Annotated in this window: 17 protein-coding genes; 2 read left to right on the forward strand and 15 right to left on the reverse strand. The window is 70.9% G+C overall.

The window, feature by feature from the left end; translation table 11 throughout:
• Positions 1 to 2 precede the first annotated feature (2 nt).
• From nuoE to ACFO6V_RS12290, 7 genes are all read right to left on the reverse strand, one after another.
• Positions 3 to 821, reverse strand: coding sequence for an NADH-quinone oxidoreductase subunit NuoE (gene nuoE, locus ACFO6V_RS12260; RefSeq protein WP_377135676.1), 819 nt, complete (start codon positions 819 to 821; stop codon positions 3 to 5).
• Positions 818 to 2173, reverse strand: a complete 1356-nt coding sequence (locus ACFO6V_RS12265; protein ID WP_377135678.1) for an NADH-quinone oxidoreductase subunit D — start codon at positions 2171 to 2173, stop codon at positions 818 to 820. The genes nuoE and ACFO6V_RS12265 overlap by 4 nt, the downstream gene beginning before the upstream one ends.
• The gene (locus ACFO6V_RS12270) at positions 2170 to 2937 is read right to left on the reverse strand and encodes an NADH-quinone oxidoreductase subunit C (RefSeq protein WP_377135680.1); all 768 of its coding nucleotides are present in this window, start codon (positions 2935 to 2937) and stop codon (positions 2170 to 2172) included. Before ACFO6V_RS12270 ends, ACFO6V_RS12265 begins: the two co-directional genes overlap by 4 nt.
• Entirely contained in the window at positions 2934 to 3485 is a 552-nt protein-coding gene (locus ACFO6V_RS12275; RefSeq protein WP_377135682.1) for a NuoB/complex I 20 kDa subunit family protein, read from the reverse strand. The genes ACFO6V_RS12270 and ACFO6V_RS12275 overlap by 4 nt, the downstream gene beginning before the upstream one ends.
• 79 nt (positions 3486 to 3564) lie before the next feature.
• Positions 3565 to 3924 (reverse strand): NADH-quinone oxidoreductase subunit A, encoded by a 360-nt coding sequence (locus ACFO6V_RS12280; RefSeq protein WP_020016036.1) that lies wholly within the window; start codon positions 3922 to 3924, stop codon positions 3565 to 3567.
• Positions 3925 to 3982: 58 nt separating this feature from the next.
• A complete protein-coding gene (locus ACFO6V_RS12285) occupies positions 3983 to 5290 on the reverse strand; it encodes a geranylgeranyl reductase family protein (RefSeq protein ID WP_377135684.1) in 1308 nt (435 codons plus the stop codon).
• 277 nt (positions 5291 to 5567) lie between these two features.
• Positions 5568 to 6263, reverse strand: coding sequence for a demethylmenaquinone methyltransferase (locus ACFO6V_RS12290; protein ID WP_377135687.1), 696 nt, complete (start codon positions 6261 to 6263; stop codon positions 5568 to 5570).
• Positions 6264 to 6390: 127 nt separating this feature from the next.
• Here ACFO6V_RS12290 and ACFO6V_RS12295 point away from each other — a divergent pair, with 127 nt between their 5' ends.
• Positions 6391 to 7845 (forward strand): isochorismate synthase, encoded by a 1455-nt coding sequence (locus tag ACFO6V_RS12295; RefSeq protein ID WP_377135689.1) that lies wholly within the window; start codon positions 6391 to 6393, stop codon positions 7843 to 7845.
• A gap of 67 nt (positions 7846 to 7912) precedes the next feature.
• Here the strand turns inward: ACFO6V_RS12295 and ACFO6V_RS12300 are convergent, their stop codons facing one another.
• Both ACFO6V_RS12300 and ACFO6V_RS12305 read right to left on the reverse strand, forming a co-directional pair.
• Positions 7913 to 9637: a DUF6114 domain-containing protein gene (locus ACFO6V_RS12300; protein ID WP_377135691.1), complete on the reverse strand. Its 1725-nt coding sequence runs from the start codon at positions 9635 to 9637 to the stop codon at positions 7913 to 7915.
• The gene (locus ACFO6V_RS12305) at positions 9628 to 10224 is read right to left on the reverse strand and encodes a DUF6230 family protein (protein ID WP_377135693.1); all 597 of its coding nucleotides are present in this window, start codon (positions 10222 to 10224) and stop codon (positions 9628 to 9630) included. Before ACFO6V_RS12305 ends, ACFO6V_RS12300 begins: the two co-directional genes overlap by 10 nt.
• Positions 10225 to 10352: 128 nt before the next feature.
• Here ACFO6V_RS12305 and ACFO6V_RS12310 point away from each other — a divergent pair, with 128 nt between their 5' ends.
• On the forward strand, positions 10353 to 10982 hold the full coding sequence (locus tag ACFO6V_RS12310) for a TetR/AcrR family transcriptional regulator (RefSeq protein WP_357507049.1): 630 nt from the start codon (positions 10353 to 10355) through the stop codon (positions 10980 to 10982).
• 42 nt (positions 10983 to 11024) lie between these two features.
• On the opposite strand, the gene ACFO6V_RS12315 is transcribed toward ACFO6V_RS12310, so the two are convergent.
• The 6 genes from ACFO6V_RS12315 to ACFO6V_RS12340 all read right to left on the reverse strand — a co-directional run bounded on the left by ACFO6V_RS12315 (position 11025) and on the right by ACFO6V_RS12340 (position 17069).
• Positions 11025 to 11537 carry a GNAT family N-acetyltransferase gene (locus tag ACFO6V_RS12315; RefSeq protein ID WP_377135697.1) on the reverse strand — a complete coding sequence of 171 codons (513 nt, stop codon included), beginning with the start codon at positions 11535 to 11537 and terminating at the stop codon, positions 11025 to 11027.
• A 160-nt stretch (positions 11538 to 11697) separates the two neighbouring features.
• Entirely contained in the window at positions 11698 to 13341 is a 1644-nt protein-coding gene (locus tag ACFO6V_RS12320; RefSeq protein ID WP_377135699.1) for a S1C family serine protease, read from the reverse strand.
• Positions 13342 to 13425: 84 nt separating this feature from the next.
• Positions 13426 to 15210, reverse strand: coding sequence for a 2-succinyl-5-enolpyruvyl-6-hydroxy-3-cyclohexene-1-carboxylic-acid synthase (menD, locus tag ACFO6V_RS12325; protein WP_377135704.1), 1785 nt, complete (start codon positions 15208 to 15210; stop codon positions 13426 to 13428).
• Entirely contained in the window at positions 15207 to 16187 is a 981-nt protein-coding gene (locus ACFO6V_RS12330) for an o-succinylbenzoate synthase (RefSeq protein ID WP_377135706.1), read from the reverse strand. Before ACFO6V_RS12330 ends, menD begins: the two co-directional genes overlap by 4 nt.
• A 25-nt stretch (positions 16188 to 16212) precedes the next feature.
• Entirely contained in the window at positions 16213 to 16563 is a 351-nt protein-coding gene (locus tag ACFO6V_RS12335; protein ID WP_377135708.1) for a hypothetical protein, read from the reverse strand.
• On the reverse strand, positions 16563 to 17069 hold the full coding sequence (locus tag ACFO6V_RS12340) for a type II toxin-antitoxin system Phd/YefM family antitoxin (protein WP_377135710.1): 507 nt from the start codon (positions 17067 to 17069) through the stop codon (positions 16563 to 16565). The genes ACFO6V_RS12335 and ACFO6V_RS12340 overlap by 1 nt, the downstream gene beginning before the upstream one ends.
• Between the last annotated feature and the right edge of the window lie 123 nt (positions 17070 to 17192).

Here is a 17192-nt window from a genome sequence, read left to right on the forward strand (position 1 = left end):
AGTCACTTCGCGTCCTCCCCTGGCTTCTTGTCCTTGCCGACTTCTGTGTCGGACGACGTAGCGGCCGGCCGCTCGGCGGACGAGCCGGGCTTGCCGACCGGTCCGGTCTCGACAGGCTCGGCCACCGGTTCGCTGGTCGAGGCGTCGGGCGCCCTCCAGTCGTTCTCACGGGCGATCCGCAGCCCCGCGAGGGTCGGCGCGCCCGCGCCGGCACCCTCGTCGGCGCGGCCGTCGTTGAACCCCGCCAGGACCCGGCTCATCTGCTTGAACGAGCACACCGACGCGGCACCGCGCGTGGGCACGACGTCCTCGCCGAGGCGCAGCTTGTCCGCGAGCGCCGTCGCCGACCCGGGCGTCTGGTTGTCGAAGAACTCCCAGTTGACCATCACGACGGGCGCGTAGTCGCAGGCGGCGTTGCACTCGACGCGTTCGAGCGTGATCGCGCCGTCGTCGGTGGTCTCGTCGTGGCCGACGCCGAGGTGCTCGCTCAGCTCGTCGAAGATCGCGTCGCCGCCCATCACCGCGCACAGCGTGTTGGTGCACACGCCGACGGTGTAGGTGCCGTTGGGGTGGCGCTTGTACTGGGTGTAGAAGGTCGCGACGGCGGAGACCTCGGCGGCCGTGATGCCGAGCATCTCGGCACAGAACAGGATGCCGTCCCGGCTCACGTAGCCGTCGATCGACTGCACGAGGTGCAGCATCGGCAGCAGGCCCGAACGGGGGTCCGGATAGCGCGCCATGATCGCCGCGGCGTCGGTGGTCAGCGTGGCCAGGGTCTCGGCGTCGTAGCGGGTCCTGGTCTCGACTGGCTCTGCGGTCATCGGTCCACACCTCCCAGCACGGGGTCCAGGGAGGCGACGGCGACGACGACGTCGGCCACCTGGCCGCCCTCGCACATCACGGACACGCCCTGGAGGTTGTTGAACGAGGGGTCGCGGAAGTGCGCGCGGTAGGGCCGGGTGCCGCCGTCGGACACGACGTGCACGCCGAGCTCCCCGCGCGGGTGCTCCACGGTCTGCCAGGCCTGGCCGACGGGGACGCGGAAGCCCTCTGTGACCAGCTTGAAGTGGTGGATCAGGGCCTCCATGGAGGTGCCCATGATCTTCTTGATGTGCTCCAGCGAGTTGCCCTGGCCGTCGCCGCCGACCGCGAGCTGGGCGGGCCAGGCGATCTTCTTGTCGGCGACCATCACCGGCTCGCCCTCCGTGCGGTCGAGCCGCTCCATGGTCTGCTCGACGATCTTGAGCGACTGGTAGCACTCCTCGATGCGGAGCACCACGCGGTCGTAGCAGTCGGCACCCTTCGCCGTCGGGACGTCGAAGTCGTACGTCTCGTAGCCGCAGTACGGGTTGTCCTTGCGGACGTCGTACGGCAGCCCGGTGGAGCGCAGCACGGGGCCCGTGATCGCGAGCGCCATGCACCCGGAGAGGTTCAGGACGCCGACGTCGGTCAGGCGCGCCTTGAAGATCGGGTTGGCGAGCATGAGGTCGGTCAGCTGCTTGAGGTAGCCGCGCACCTTCACCAGCGCAGCGCGGGCCTGGGTGGTGAACCCCTCCGGCGTGTCCACCGCGACCCCGCCGGGACGGATGTACGCGTGGTTCATGCGCAGGCCGGTCACTGCCTCGAACAGGCGCAGGATCTCCTCGCGAGCGGTGAACGCCACGGTCATCACGGTGGTGGCGCCCATCTCGTTGCCGCCGGTGCCGAGGCAGACCAGGTGGGACGAGATCCGGTTGAGCTCCATCATGAGGACCCGGATCACCGAGGCGCGCTCGGGCACGTCGTCGGTGATGCCGAGGAGCTTCTCGACGGCGAGGCAGTAGGCGGCCTCCTGGAACAGGGGCGCCACGTAGTCCATGCGGGTGCAGAACGTGGTGCCCTGCGTCCACGTCCGGTACTCCATGTTCTTCTCGATGCCCGTGTGCAGGTAGCCGATGCCCGCGCGGGCCTCGGTGACGGTCTCGCCGTCGATCTCCAGCATCAGGCGCAGCACACCGTGCGTCGACGGGTGCTGGGGACCCATGTTGACGACGATCCGCTCCTCGCCGATCGCCTCGCGCGCGATGTCGTCCCAGTCGCCGTCGCCATAGGCCTCGAAGGCGCGCACCGTGGATGACGTGTCATCGTTGCCCGCCGGCCGGGTGGCGTGCGGAGCAGCAGTGGGAGCGCTCATGAGTAGCTCCTCCTCGTGTCCGGCGGGGGCACGGTGGCCCCCTTGTACTCGACGGGGATGCCGCCGAGCGGGTAGTCCTTGCGCTGCGGGTGGCCCACCCAGTCGTCCGGCATCTCGATGCGGGTCAGGGCGGGGTGGCCGTCGAAGACGATCCCGAAGAAGTCGAACGTCTCGCGCTCGTGCCAGTCGTTAGAGGGGTACACGGACGTGGTCGACGGGATGTGCGGGTCGTCGTCCGGCGCCGCGACCTCGAGCCGCAGGCGGCGCGAGTGCGTGATCGAGGCCAGGTGGTAGACCGCGTGCAGCTCCCGGCCGGTGTCGTGCGGGTAGTGCACGCCGCTGACGCCGAGCGACAGCTCGAACCGCAGGTCCTGGTCGTCGCGCAGCGCCTGGCAGACGGCGACCAGGTGCTCGCGGGCGACATCGATGGTCAGCTCCGCCTGCTGGGCGTCGGCGCTCGCGGCGCCGTGCAGGTCCACGACGACCTTCTCGATGGCCTGGTCGAAGGTGGGTCCGCCGGTTCTCGCGGCGTCGTCCAGCACCTCGGCCAGGACGTCCACCACCCGGTCGAACCAGCTCCCGTACGGGCGGGCCGACGCCGCCGGCATCGCGATCGGCGTGATCAGACCGCCGTAGCCGGACGTGTCACCCGAGCCGCCCGCGCCGAACATGCCGCGCTTCACCTCGACGACCTCGAGCGTCGTGGCGTCCTCCGGTGCCTGGAGCGCCGAATGCTGGTCGCCGCCGGGCGTGACGTCGCTCATCGCAGCAGGCCCTTCATCTCGAAGGTCGGCGTGGCCTCCATGGCGGCCGCCTCGGCGGCCCGCGCGGCCTCGATGCGGTTCACGCCCAGCGGCTCCTTCTGGATGTGGTCGTGCAGCCCGAGGATCGCGTTGATCAGCATCTCCGGCCGCGGCGGACAGCCGGGCAGGTAGATGTCGACGGGGACCACGTGGTCGACGCCCTGCACGATCGCGTAGTTGTTGAACATCCCGCCCGACGACGCGCACACGCCCATGGAGAGCACCCACTTGGGCTCGCTCATCTGGTCGTACACCTGGCGCACGACCGGAGCCATCTTCTGGCTCACCCGGCCCGCCACGATCATCAGGTCCGCCTGCCGCGGCGACGCACGGAACACCTCCATGCCGAACCGCGAGAGGTCGTAGCGCGACGCGCCCGCCGCCATCATCTCGATGGCGCAGCAGGCCAGGCCGAACGTGACCGGCCACAGCGAAGCCTTGCGCAGGTACCCGGCGAGATCCTCGATCGTCGTCAGCAGGAAACCTGACGGCGCTTCCTCGACACCCATGTCTCCTCCTTGCTGCCGGGACCCGCCCGGCGTCGCTGCACGACGCCGTCAGGCGCCATGCATGAAGTCGTCTGCTGCCTCAGACCCAGTCGAAACCGCCACGGCGCCACTCGTAGACGAACGGCACGGTGATCAACGCCAGGAACGCCAGCATCGCCACCAGCCCGAACGTCGCGAGCGTCGTGAAGTCCACGGCCCACGGGTAGAGGAAGACGACCTCGATGTCGAAGACGATGAATGTCATCGCCACCAGGTAGTACTTGATCGGCAGCCGCCCGCCGCCCACGGCGTGCGGCGTCGGCTCGATGCCGCACTCGTACGAGTCGAGCTTGGCGCGGTTGTAACGCTTGGGACCGATGATCGCGCTCGCGGCGACACCACCGAGCGCCAGGACGGCGCCGATCGCCATGAGGATCAGGATCGGTACGTAGGGGTTCATGCTGTGCCCTTCGTGGACGACGTGCCCTTCGGATGCGTGATGCGCTGCGTGCGACCGCTCATGAGCTCGGGACCACCCTGGTCAGACCCGCGATGACGCGGTCCACCCAGTCGCCGCCCTGCGGTTCGTAGCAGTCGGACAGGAGCTTGAGCGTGAACTGCATGACCACCTTGCGAGGCAGCCCGTACCGGACGCAGAGCCGCATGATCTCCGGGTGCTCGATGAGCCGCACGAACCAGCGGCCCAGCGTGTAGTAGCCGCCGAGGTCGTCGCGCATGCGGTCCGCGTACGTGCCGAGCGTGGCCTCGCGGGCAGCGTCGGTGCTCTTGTGGCGCGCCTGGCTGATCGCCTCCGCGGCGACCCGGCCCGCCTGCAGCCCGTAGGCGATGCCCTCGCCGTTGAACGGGCTCACCATGCCGGCGGAGTCGCCGGCCAGGAGCACACCGTCGGCGTACAGGGGGCCGCGGTTGTAGCCCATGGGCAGCGCCGCCCCGCGGATCGGGCCGCGCTCCGGCTCGTGCACCAGGTCCCAGCCCTCCGGCGCGCTCTTCTCCAGCCAGGTCTCCATCAGGCGCCGGTAGTCGATACCCGCCTTGGACTGGCGCGCGGGCGTGGAGTGCACGCTGCCCAGGCCGACGTTCACCGTGCCGTCGCCGAGCGGGAAGATCCAGCCGTAGCCGGGGAGCAGGTCGCTCTTGCCCGGCTCGCCGTCCCACAGCTCCAGGTGGGACTCCATGAACGGGTCGTCGTGGCGCGGGGTGCGGTAGTAGGCGCGGACGGCGGTCCCCATGGGCCGGTCGTCGCGGCGCTCACGCCCGATCGCGAGTGAGAAGCGCGAGCTGACGCCGTCGGCCGCCACGACGACGGGGGCGCGCAGCTCATTGACGGGGCCTTCGGCGCGGCCGCGGGCGTCGAGCGGCTGGACGGTCACGCCGACAACGCGGCCGCCGTCGTCGTCCCGGAGCGGGCCGGTGACCTTGGTGCGCTGCAGGAGCTTGGCGCCGCTCGCTTGGGCGTGCTGGGCCAGGGTGTGGTCCAGGGTCATCCGGGACTTGGCCATGCCGTATCCCGGGTAGGTCGTGAGGGTGGGCCAGTCGAGCTCGTAGGAGCGGCCGCCGCCGTGGACGCGCAGGCCGCGGTTGCGGATCCAGCCGTCCTCCTCGCGGGTGGGAACGCCCATGCGGACCAGCTCGGCCACGGCACGCGGCGTCAGGCCGTCGCCGCAGATCTTGTCCCGCGGAAACTCGCCCTTTTCCAGGAGCAGGACATCAAGACCCGCGGCTGCGCACCAGTGCGCCGTGGACGAGCCGGCCGGACCGGCGCCCACCACGATGACGTCCGCGTCGTCGCGTCTTGCAGTTCGCACGTTCACCCCCGTTGGGAACCCGCAGCTGGTCGTTGCTGACCTCGCCGTGCGGGGTTCTACCGGGCTTCATGACAAGCCCTTGTGAACCCTGTCACAACACCGACACCCTAGCCACACTTAGGGGGGATTGTGTAGGAAGGTTCCCCTTACTTGGCACACCCCTCGTCGCCGAAGTAGAGCGCCTGTCCGGACACCCGCTCTACTTCGCTGACGTTCGATCGGCGAGGTAGAGCGGGTGTCCGACAGGCGCTCTACTTCGGCGGTCCGGCGGGGGTGGTCAGGAAGGGCGGACCGCACGGTGGAGGGCCACTATTCCGCCGCTGACGTTGCGGTAGGCGGCGTGCTCCCAGCCTGCCTCGAGCAGCAGGTGGGCCAGCTCGACCTGGGTGTGCCAGGTGCGGATGGACTCGGCGAGGTAGTCGTAGGAGCCCTTCTCGCGGGTCACGACATTCGCCACCACGGGCAGCGCGCGCATCAGGTACTCCTGGTACACCTTGCGGAACGGGCCCCACGTGGGCGTGGAGAACTCGCAGATCACCACGCGGCCACCGGGCCGCACGACGCGCAGCATCTCGCGCAGCGCCACGTCCGTGTCCGCCACGTTCCGCAGGCCGAAGCTGATGGTCACCGCGTCGAAGGACGCGTCGGCGAACGGCAGCCGCATCGCGTCCCCTGCGACGAACGGCAGGTCCGGCCGGCGCGCCTTGCCGACCTGCAGCATGCCTATCGAGAAGTCGGACGGGACCACGAACGCGCCGTCGGCGGCGAAGGGTTCGCTGCTGGTCCCGGTACCCGCGGCGAGGTCCAGCACCCGCTCGCCGGGCATCGCGGCGACCGCGTCGACCGTGAGGCGGCGCCAGCGCCGGTCCTGGCCCAAGGAGATCAGGTCGTTCGTCAGGTCGTAGCGGGCGGCGATCCCGTCGAACATCGACGCGACCTCGGCCGGCTTCTTTTCCAGGCTTGCGCGGGACATGCCGCCATCGTTTCACGACCCCGGACGGCGCCGCGGCATCCCAGCCCTGCCGTCCCGCCGCACCGCCCCGTGTGACGTCCCCCACGGGATGTGGGGTCGATCCGTCCGCCGACCTATCCTGAGGAAGATGATCGTCTCGCCTGCCGGACGCACCCCCGGTGCACCCACCGGCCTCTCCGTGTCCGGCACCTGGGTCACCGATGCGCCGCCCCCGTCCGACCTGCCGCGGGGCGCGCCCGACGGTCCCCAGCTCGTGGTCCGCACCGTCGCGGTCGACGACCTGCCCGATACACCGACCGCGCTCGTCGACCGGCTCCCCGACACCAACGCGCTCGCCTGGGTGCGACACGGCGACGGGCTCGTGGGCTGGGGCGAGGCACTGCGGTTCGAGACGTTCGGCCCCGGCCGCTTCGCCGACGCCGACGATGCCTGGCGCCAGGTGCTCGACCGCGCCGTCGTGCACGACGACGTGCGCCTGCCCGGCAGCGGGCTGGTCGCGTTCGGCAGCTTCGCCTTCGACGACGTCACCCCGGGCGACGAGTCCGAGGACCCCGCACGCGCGAGCGGCGTGCTGATCGTGCCGCGCGTCGTCGTCGGCCGGAAGGGTGGCCGGGCCTGGACGACCACGATCTCCCTCGTGGGCGACCGTTCCGCCCCCGTGGGCGAGGAGCTGCTGTCCGCCTACCCGCACCAGCCCGTGACCGACCCGGGCAAGGTGGTGCTGGCCGACGGTGCAGTGGCCGCGGCGGACTGGCCGGCGGTGGTCGCCGAGGGTGTGGCCCGGATCCAGACCGGCGAGCTGGAGAAGGTGGTGCTCGCGCGCGACGTCGTCGCCACGGCCGAGCACCCGGTCGACACGCGCCACCTGCTCGGCCGGCTCGCGTCCGCGTACGACGCCTGCTGGGCGTTCAGCGTGGACGGCATGGTCGGCGCGACGCCGGAGCTCCTGGTCCGCAGCGAGAAGGGCCTGGTGGCGTCCCGCGTGCTGGCCGGCACCATCAGCCGCGAGCACGGACCCGGCTCGCCGGCGGTCCCCGCCGACGCCGACCTGCTGCACGCCGCCAAGCTCGCCCGCTCGTCGAAGGACCTGGAGGAGCACGAGTTCGCGGTGCGTTCCGTGGCAGCGGCGCTGGAACCGTTCTGCTCGTCGATGAACGTGCCCGAGGCGCCGTTCGTGCTGCACCTGCCGAACGTCATGCACCTGGCGACCGACGTGACGGGCGTCCTGACCGACCAGAGCCCGGCGTCGGGAGTGCGGCCGTCGTCGCTCTCGCTGGCGGCCGCACTGCACCCGAGCGCCGCCGTCTGCGGTACGCCGACCACCGCGGCGCGGAGCCTCATCCGGGAGATCGAGGGCCTGGACCGGGCCCGGTACGCCGGGCCTGTCGGCTGGGTGGGCGCCGACGGCGACGGCGAGTGGGGCATCGCCCTGCGCTCGGCCGAGATCTCCCCGACCGACCGCCATCACATCCGCCTCTTCGCGGGCTGCGGCATAGTGGCGGCGTCTGACCCCCAGGCAGAGCTGGCGGAATCGGAAGCAAAGCTGGAACCCATGCGCTACGCCCTGGGCGCCATCTCTTGATCCGTTGAGTGCTGGATATTTGTCCTCTCGAAACGGTACGAGAGGACAAATATCCAGCACTCAACGATCAGGGGGTGCCCGCTGTTGGGCCGCTTCCGATCGGGTCGGACTCGTCGCCCCAGACCTGCTCGCGGAAGTTGTCCCACACCTGGACGTTCGACGTCGCGCCCAGGAAACCCATCCGCGCGTCCGTGGCGGTCAGCAGGATCTCGATGAGCGAGGCGCCCTCGAGCACCTTGGTCGCCACCTCCAGGAGGTCCTGCCCGTCCGGCAGGTTCGCGTGGATCGACGACACGTACATGTGCGCGTCGCCTTCGAGCGAGACGAAGTTCGCCCGGGTGTCCGTGCCCGCCGTCGTGCCGTGGTTGTAGGCGTACGACTTGAGCCAGAAGCCGTCGACGACGACCTTGTCGGCCGAGATCTTGATGGCGTCCCGCCGCTCGCCGGCGCCCTTGACCGGCACGTTCGCCAGGCCGATGCCGTTGATGCCGGTGAGCGGGATGGTCAGGTCCCGGCTCTCCAGGTCGGCGGGGAGGGAGAAGACCGAACCATCCTCCTTGGCCCCGCACTGGCCCGGCAGGTCGACGTTCAGGTCGTACTTGCCGCCGAAGCTCACCTTGACGCAGGTGCCGAGCTCCGTCTGCAGCGCCTCCTCGATGGTCTGCTGCGGGTCGATCTCGCCGCAGGGATCGGACGGCGCGCTGTCCCCCGCCTCGGGTGGCACGGAGCCGTCCTGCGTCGGCTCCTCGCACTCGGGCTCGTCGTCGCCCTTGCCGGCGCCGCCGTCGGCCGGGTCGCCCGACCCGGTGTCGCCGTCGGCCGGATCGGTCCCGCCGCCCGTGACGTCGTCCACCACGTCGCCGACCGGGTCGTCGGTCGCGCCGTCGCCCGGGTCCGAAGTGCCCGGGTCGGAACCGCTCGGCGACGGGGTGGGCGTGGCCGACGGGTCCGCCGCGCCCTCGTCGCAGGCACCGAAGACCACGCACCAGAACGAGTCGTCCTGCTTGGTCTCGGCGTCGGACGTCGACGCGGGCATGCTCATGCCGCCGATCGCCAGCGCGCCCGCGACCGCTACCGCGGCGGACTTCTGGGACAGCGCGCGCAGCGCTGTGCTGAGCGAGTCCGCGCGCGGGATCGCCTCCGTGTCCGGGGCCGGCTCGGCAGCCGGTGCGTCGCCCTCCGCCTTTGCGACGTCCGCCTTCGTGACGTCCGCCTTCGTGACGTCCGCCTTCGTGTCCCCGGTCTTCGAGGCGGTCGCGTCGTCCGTGTCCGGCGCCGGGGCGGGTGCGCCCTCCGCCGCGTCGTCTGCGGCACGCGGCTCGGCGGGGTCTGCCGCGCCGTCGGCCTCGGTGTCCGCCTCGGCGTCCGCCTCCGGAGGCGCCCAGGACACGACGACGATGCCGCCGACCACCCCGAGCAGGAAGCCGGCGACCCAGCCGCCGAGGTTCACTCCGGCGATCGAGTAGACGGAGATCGCCAGTGCGATCACGCCGTAGAAGATCCGGTGCACGGGCTGGGCGATCGACAGGATCCCCAGCAGGATCAGTGCGATCGGGAGGATCGTCGCCTGGGACCCCTCCACCCCGAACTGCAGCACGACGTTCATCCCGAGCTGGTCCAGCTTGATCGGGCCGGACAGAAGCATCTCGAGACCAGCGAGCGCTACCAGCACACCCCCGACGAACGGCCGCTGCTTGCGCCAGGGACGGAAGTCCCGGCGCCAGCCAGCAAGCTTCGTGCGAAGTCCGGGGCGGCCGGCCTCGGCCTGGCCGTCACCCGGACTCAGAAGCACTCGGTGCCGTCCGTGATCTTGAGGCTGAGGTCCGTCAGCTGGAAGACGGCGGCCTGCGTGCTCCACGACACCTGCTGGAGACCGTTGATGTCGATCGAGTCGGAGTCCATGGCGAAGTCGCCGGCGTCACCCTTCTTGGTCGTGTTGACGGTGGAGGCGTCGACGCCGATACGGATGTTCTTGAAGACCGCGGTACCCGACAGGTCGTTCATGCCGATCTGCAGATCGGTCGCGAGCGCGGGCTTGTCCTTGGCGGTGCCCGCCGAGATGAGGAGGCCGACCTTGCCGAGCGGAGTGTCCTGCACTACCGACTGGCACAGGTTGTAGAGCTTCGCGTCCTTGATGTTCGCGATGGCGGCGGGGTGCTTCGTGCCGTCGGAGGCGGTCGCCACACCCGCGTACTGCGAGAAGCCGGTGCCCACGAGCTGGTCGGCGCCGATCTTGAACTGGCTGCCGGAGATCGCGAACGAGACGGGCACTGCGCCCTGGGCAACCCCACCGAGCAGAAAGCTGGCGGCGATCGCGACCGGGATGACTGCCAGAGCCACGCGCCCCTTGCGCGACCCCGTGAGCTTGCTGAGCTTCATTGGTGTTCCCCTCGATGCCAATGTGAGAACGACTACGCCGTCGTCCCGTCGCGACGTTAGCGCGATTACTGAGTTAGCGTCAATTGTCTGCTGAGAGCGCCGCAAAGCATGCCGGATATGCTCGAACCATGGCAACAGCCCGTCGCACCCGACTTCGTCCGGAGGAACGCCGCAACCAGCTCGTGGCACTGGGAGTGGCCACTCTCGCGGACCGACCGCTGGCCGACGTGACCGTCGAGGAGATCGCCGCCGAAGCCGGTGTCTCGACGGGTCTCGTCTACTACTACTTCGGTTCCAAGAACGGCCTGCACCACGAGATCGTGCGCCGCGCGCGCGACTCGATGCTGCACGCCTCCGAGCCTCTTGCGGAGCTTCCGCCGGCCGAGCGCCTGGTCAGCACGCTGACCCGGCTCGTCGCCTACGTACGGGAGCACGGCCCGACCTTCTACTCGCTGGTCCGTGGTGCGGCCAGCGGGGACGAGGAGGTGCGCGCCGTCATCGAGGACGCGCGGCGGGAGCAGACGGAACGCGCCCTCGCCGTCCTCCTGGAGCTGGGCGTGCCCGAGTCGGAGCTCCTGCGCATCGCGGTCCGCTCCTGGGTGGCCCTCGCCGAGCAGGCGCTGGTCGACGGCGGCATCAACTCCGACCTCGGTGACGAGGAGCTCGTCGGTTACCTCGAGCGCAGCCTCGGCGGCGTCGTCGCCGCCGTCGTGCCGGGCGCCTCGGAGGCGCTGTTCGGGGTCCCGTCGGCGCGCTGACGACGCCGGCGCCCCGGCCGGGGTTCCGCCCAGGGCCTCTCGTCAGAGCGCCTTGACCATGAGCATGCAGGGGTTGTCGGCCCAGAGGTCGGGGAACTCCTCGACCGGGTGGAAGCCGCAGGCGGTGTAGAAGGCGCGGGTCCGGTCGAAGTCCGGGTCGGACGCCGACGGTCCGAACGTCTTCACGCTCAGCAGGCGCACGCCTTGGGCCCTGAGGTCGTCCTCCACCCGCCGCATCAGGGTGCGCCCGATTCCGGCGCGGTGGTGCTTGCGCCGGACGGCGAGCAGGTGCACCTCCGCCGACGTCGGGTAGCGCTGGTCGACGAGCAGTACGCCGAGCACGTCCTCGGACGGGATCTTGCCGCCGTCGGCCTCGATCGCAGGCGCCGGAGACTCAGGCGCGGCGACCGCCACATAGTTGGGGAACTTGGCCGCCGCCTCGACGTACTCGTGCGTGAACCGGTCGATGCCGAACCATTCCGGCAGCTCCCCGAGGATGTCGTGCGCGGCATCCGATCGGCCGAGGGTCCTGACCACGGTAAACGTCCCAGACACGCGGCCTAATTTAGACCGGACGAGCCGAGTTCACCCGCTGAACGCGAATATGCGAAATAGAACTCTGGCGAGGATCTCGACACGCTCGACCACCGGTGGTCGAGCGTGTCGAGATCCTCGCCAGAGTTCTATTTCGACGGGGCCCATCTCGGCGAAAGGGTCAGCCCTGGTTGCCGAACCACTCCTGCATCCAGTCGGGGATGTTGTTCGGTGCGCTCTGGTCCGAACCGGAGCCCGAGCCGGGGTCCGGTGCCTGCTGATCCTGCTGGCCCTGGTTCTGCTGGCCCTGGTCCTGGGTCGCCGACTCCTCCTTGACCGCGAGCGTCACGGTGACCTCCTGGGTGTTGCCGTCACGAACCACGGTCAGCACCGACTCGTCCCCGGCCTCCTTCTCCCGGACGAACGCCGTGAGGGACGCCGAACCGTTCACCGGGGCACCGTCGATGGCGACGATCACGTCGCCCTGCTGGATACCCGCCTTGCCGGCCGGCGAGTCGGGCGTGACCTCGACGACGCCCGCGCCGCGCCGGGTGACGTCGTCGGCGGTGGCAGTCGCGTCCTGGAGCGAGACACCGAGGAAGGCGTGCTCGGCGGTGCCGTCGGCCTTGAGCTGGTCGCCGATCTGCGTCGCCTGGTTCGACGGGATCGCGAACCCCAGGCCGATCGAGCCGGAGCTACCCGACGACATCCCGCTCGACAGCGTGGCGATCGAGGACGTGATGCCGATGACCTCGCCCGACGCGTTGAACAGCGGCCCGCCCGAGTTACCGGGGTTCACCGCGGCGTCGATCTGGATGGCGTTGGTGACCACCTGGTCCGACCCGTCCTCTGCGCTGGCCGTGACCGGGCGGTCCAGTGCGGACACGATGCCCGTCGTGGCGGTGTTCGCCAGGCCCAGCGGGTTGCCGAGCGCCATCACGGGCTCCCCCACCACGACGTCCGACGAGTCCGCGAACTTGGCGGGCTTGAGGTCCGACGGCGGGTCGTTCAGCTGCACGACGGCGAGGTCGGTGGTCGGGTCGGTCCCGACGATGTCGGCCTCGTACACGCGGCCGTCGCTGAGCGTGACCTGCACGGTCTCCGCCCCCGCGACCACGTGGTTGTTGGTCAGGACGCGACCCTCGGAGTCCAGCACGACGCCGGAGCCCTCCGCGCCACCGCCCTGGCTCTCGACCTGGATCGCCACCACCGACTCCTGCACCGCTGAGGTGACGGCCGTCCAGTCCGGGTTCTCGACGGTCGAGCTCTTGACGGGCACGTTCTGGCTGGTCGTCTGCCCCACGTCGGCCAGGGAGGCGGCGCCGCCCGAGTCGTTGGTGAGCGTCATGACGCCCGCGGTACCCAGGCTGGCCAGCAGGGCGGCGGCCGCTGCTGCGCTGACCACGGGAACCCAGGCGCGGTTCTTCGTCGTCGTCTCGCCCGACGCCGTCACCGTCGCCGGGACCGCGTACGGGTTGACGTACCCGGACGCCGGGCCGGTGGCGGACGTCGAGCTCTGCGCGGGCGCTGGGTGCTGGACGGGCCCGCCCACAGGGACGGACGCAGGCGCCGAGGACGGCGCGGCGCTCGACGGCTGCGCCGGGTTCGACGGCTGTGCGGGGTGCGAGGGCTGCGCGGCGTTCGAGGACTGCTCAGTCGCCGCGTTCTGGGCCGGTGCGGGCACAGGTGCCGGTGCGGGCGCAGGCGCCGGCACGGCGGCCGGCAGCTGCTGAGTCGGCGGCGTCGCGGGCGGCAGCTGCTCTGTGGGCTGCGGCACGTGCGGCTGCTGTTCCGGCTGCGGAGTGGTGCTGTTCTCGTCGGTCATCGTGACCCTCCTTGAAGTCAGAACCAGTTGACACCCCGATCCTTGCTTCAACCTTGGACGAGTCTGTGAGTTGGCTGCGAGTCCTCACTCCTGGACGGCGTCCACTATGCGGCGCGCCAGGTCGGTGGACTCCGCCTGGCGGTCCGCACGCGGCACCCGCACCTCGATCACCTGGATCCCGTGACTGGGTGCCTGCAGCGCGTGGCGCAGGGTCGGCACGTCCTTCACCAGCTGGTGATCCACGCCGTAGCCCGCGCACAGCTGCGCCAGGTTCGATCCGTGCGGCGTCCCGAAGACCCGCTCGAACGTGGCGTTCGCCGCGTTGCTGGTCGCCGCGAGCGCGCCGTGCTCCAGCGTCGCGAAGATCGACCCGCCGTCGTCGTTCACCACCACTATCTCGAGGTCCACCGGGGTCTCGTCCGGTCCGCGGAGCAAACCGCCGACGTCGTGCAGGAACGTGAGGTCGCCCAGGAGGGCGCGGGTCCGCAGACCACGGCGGGCGGCGGCGAGCGCGACGCCGACCGCCGTCGACACCGTGCCGTCGATACCCGCGAGCCCGCGGTTCGCGAGGACCGCCGGGCCGGGGCCGTCGAGGCCGAGTACGAGCTCGAGGTCCCGGACCGGGTTGGACGAGCCGACCACCAGCAGGTCGTCCGGCCCGAGCACCGCGGCCACCGCACGGGCCACCGAGAGCGCGGTCGGTCCGCCGAGAACCGCCTCGTCGCAGGTCACGTCGTCGAGCACCCTGGAGGCCTGCGCCCCGGCGGCGCGCCAGCGCTCCAGGAAGGCGGACGGCGGCGGGGTGGACGTCTCGAACCAGGCGGGCGACACGCCCGGCAGCACCACCGCGGCGTTGCGGGCGGCGTCGGGCCACGGGCCTGCGCCCGGCGCGACGACGGAGACCGTCACGTCGGGGCGGCCGAGGAGCCGCTGCACCGGCCGCGAGAGCGTCGGCCGGCCGAGGACCACCACCTGCTCGATGCTCCCGGCGAGGTCCTCGGAGCCGAGCAGCGCCCGGTAGGCCGCGATGGAGTTGGGCCCGCCCGTCGCGCCCGACGACGGCTCCGCGAACAGCGGCCAGCCCTGCACCTCCGCGAGCTGCCGGGCATCGGTGCCCGCGCCGTCACCCGCCACGACGACCGTGTGCGCCGGGTTGCCGGGCAGCGCGGGCGACGCGACGTGCTGCAACATGGCGGGCACGACGAGCGGCGGGTCGGGCTTGGCGTGGCCCTGCTGCGCGGTGTCCGCGGGCAGCCCGGGCAGCGGGGCCGACGGCGTCAGCGGGTCCCGGAACGCCAGGTTGAGGTGCACGGGCCCGGGATGTCCCGACCGGAAACCGAGGGCTGCGCTGACCGCGCGCCCCGTGACGCTCCGCAGGTCGCGGAGCTCCTCCGCACTCGCGACGCCTGGCTCGGCACCCGGCTCCCCTGCCGTCCCCTGGCTCGGCGCCGGCACGTCCACGGCGAACCGCACCGCCGAGCCGAAGATGCCTACCTGGTCGGTCGTCTGCGACGCCCCGGTACCGCGCAGCTCGTGCGGCCGGTCGGCGGTGAGCAGGATCAGCGGCAGCCCGGTGTGGCTCGCCTCCAGCACCGCCGGGTGCAGGTTCGCGACGGCGGTCCCCGACGTCGTGACGACGGCGACGGGGGCACCCTCCGCACCCTTCGACAGACCGAGCGCGAGGAATCCCGCCGCCCGCTCGTCGATCCGGACGTGCAGCGTGACGCGGCCGGCGTCGGCGGCCTCCGCGACCGCGTAGGCGAGGGGCGCGCTGCGCGAGCCGGGCGCGAGCACGACGTCGGCCACACCCCGGCTGACCAGGTCGGCAACCAGTGCGCGGGCGGCGGTGACGGCGGGCGGGATCGTCATGCGTCCTCCAGGATCCGGGTCAGTCGGTGGTACCGCGCGAGCCAGCGCTCGGCGGTCGGGTGGTCGGCCGCCGCGGCCGCGAGCGCCCGCGGCGAGGGTTCGGGGCGGCGGACGGGGAGTGCGCCGTCGACCGGCAGCAGCGGCTCTGTGACGACGTCGTGCACCAGGAGCTGGGACGTCGCGAGCCCGCAGGCGTAGGGCAGCTCGGGAAGGGCGGCGGCGAGGGCGACCCCGGCGGCGAGCCCTACCGAGCTCTCCAGCGCCGACGAGACGACGACCGGCAGCCCGACCTGTTCGGCGAGCTCGAGGCAGGCGCGGACGCCGCCCAAGGGCTGGACCTTGAGGACGACTATGTCGGCGGCCTCCTCGCGCACCACCCGCATGGGATCGGACGCGCGGCGGATGGACTCGTCGGCCGCGACGGGCACGTCCTGCTTGCGGCGGACGAGGGCGAGCTCGTCCACTTCCGCGCAGGGCTGTTCCACGTACTCCAGCCCGACGGCCGCGCGGTCGATCTCGGCCAGGTGGGCGAGGGCCTCGTCGGGGGTCCAGGCGGCGTTGGCGTCGATCCGGATGGCGCCGTCGGGCCCGAGGGCTTCTCGGACCGCCGCTACCCGTTCGACCTCGGCGGACACGGGTTCGAGCGTCCCGTCGGTCCCGCGCTGGGCGACCTTGACCTTGGCGGTGCGGCATCCGCCGGACGCCAGGACGATCTCCCGGGCGCGCTCCGGCCCGACGGCGGGGACCGTCACGTTCACCGGCACGCTCTGCCTGACGGGTTCGGGCCAGCCGGTGAAGGCCGCCTCGTGCGCGGCGCGCAGCCAGGTCGCGGACTCGGCGTCGTCGTAGTCCCAGAACGGCGACAGCTCGCCCCAGCCGGCAGGCCCGCGCAGCAAGACGCCGTCGCGCACGTCGATCCCGCGAAAGCGGGTCCGGAGGGGCGTGGACCAGACGACGGGCTCACCGATCAGCAGCACAGGCCCAGGCTAACGACCTGCACGACTACTTGGTCTCGTTCGGATGGTGCGTGTGGACGTCGAGGATGTACACAACACCCGCTGCCGGCTCATCCTTCGTCACGTAGAACCAGATCCGCGCCCCGCCAGGCAGCTCGTACTGCCACCTGTCGTGGACCTGTCCGGCACGCTCGACAGTCGCCAGCTCGAACTTGAGCTGATGGCAGGTTGGCGATGATGCATGCGGGGTCCGCGTGAGAAAGTCCCACGCGTCGGCCAGCGCGTTTCGTTTCGTCGCTGCGACATCAGTCCAGCCCTTCTGGGCTTGTTTGCTCGCGAAGACGATCGTGTACTCGTTCTTCTTGATGGGGCGAGGTACTGCGGCCTCTCGCACCATCACGGCCGCTCAACGGCGATCGGCTCGTCCAGCCAGTCGTACTCCCGGTCAGGCCCATGGCCCGACGCGTACGCCTCGGCCGTCGACTGCCACGCGCCGACCTCGACCTCGAGCGGCTCGAAGACCGACACCGACGCACAGGCCCGGGCCACTTGGGCTAGCTCGTGCGCGCACTGAGCACGTCCGGCCAGCGGAAGAAAGCTCATCCACGGGAAGAATCGCCCCAGCCGCTCCGCAAAGCCCTCAGGGCCTTCGCCTACGGCGGCCGCGATCACCTGGGAAGCGAGTGCGAGCCCAGCCCGATTCTGCTCGTAGACGCTCTGCCGCTGCAGCACCAGAGGTTCACCGTCACGACGCGTGATCATGACAGGGCCCCGGTCAGCCGCAGCCGCGACCTTCTTCGAATCGCGTGAGAGATCGGAGAACCGCACCGTCTGAGAAATCGGCCGAACGTCCATCGTTCCATAGTTCAGAACACGTTCTGAACTGTCAAGCACAAGCACCATCGTTCCTCCTGCAGCTGGTTGTCGGGATGAGCGCCCGACAACCAACGTACGTCGAGCCGCCGACACCGCTGGAGAGTTATCCACAGGGGCGCACGGAAATGGCATGTTGCCCGGCTCCGCGGT

The sequence above is a fragment of the Promicromonospora alba genome, from assembly GCF_042654905.1.
Taxonomy (GTDB): domain Bacteria; phylum Actinomycetota; class Actinomycetes; order Actinomycetales; family Cellulomonadaceae; genus Promicromonospora; species Promicromonospora alba.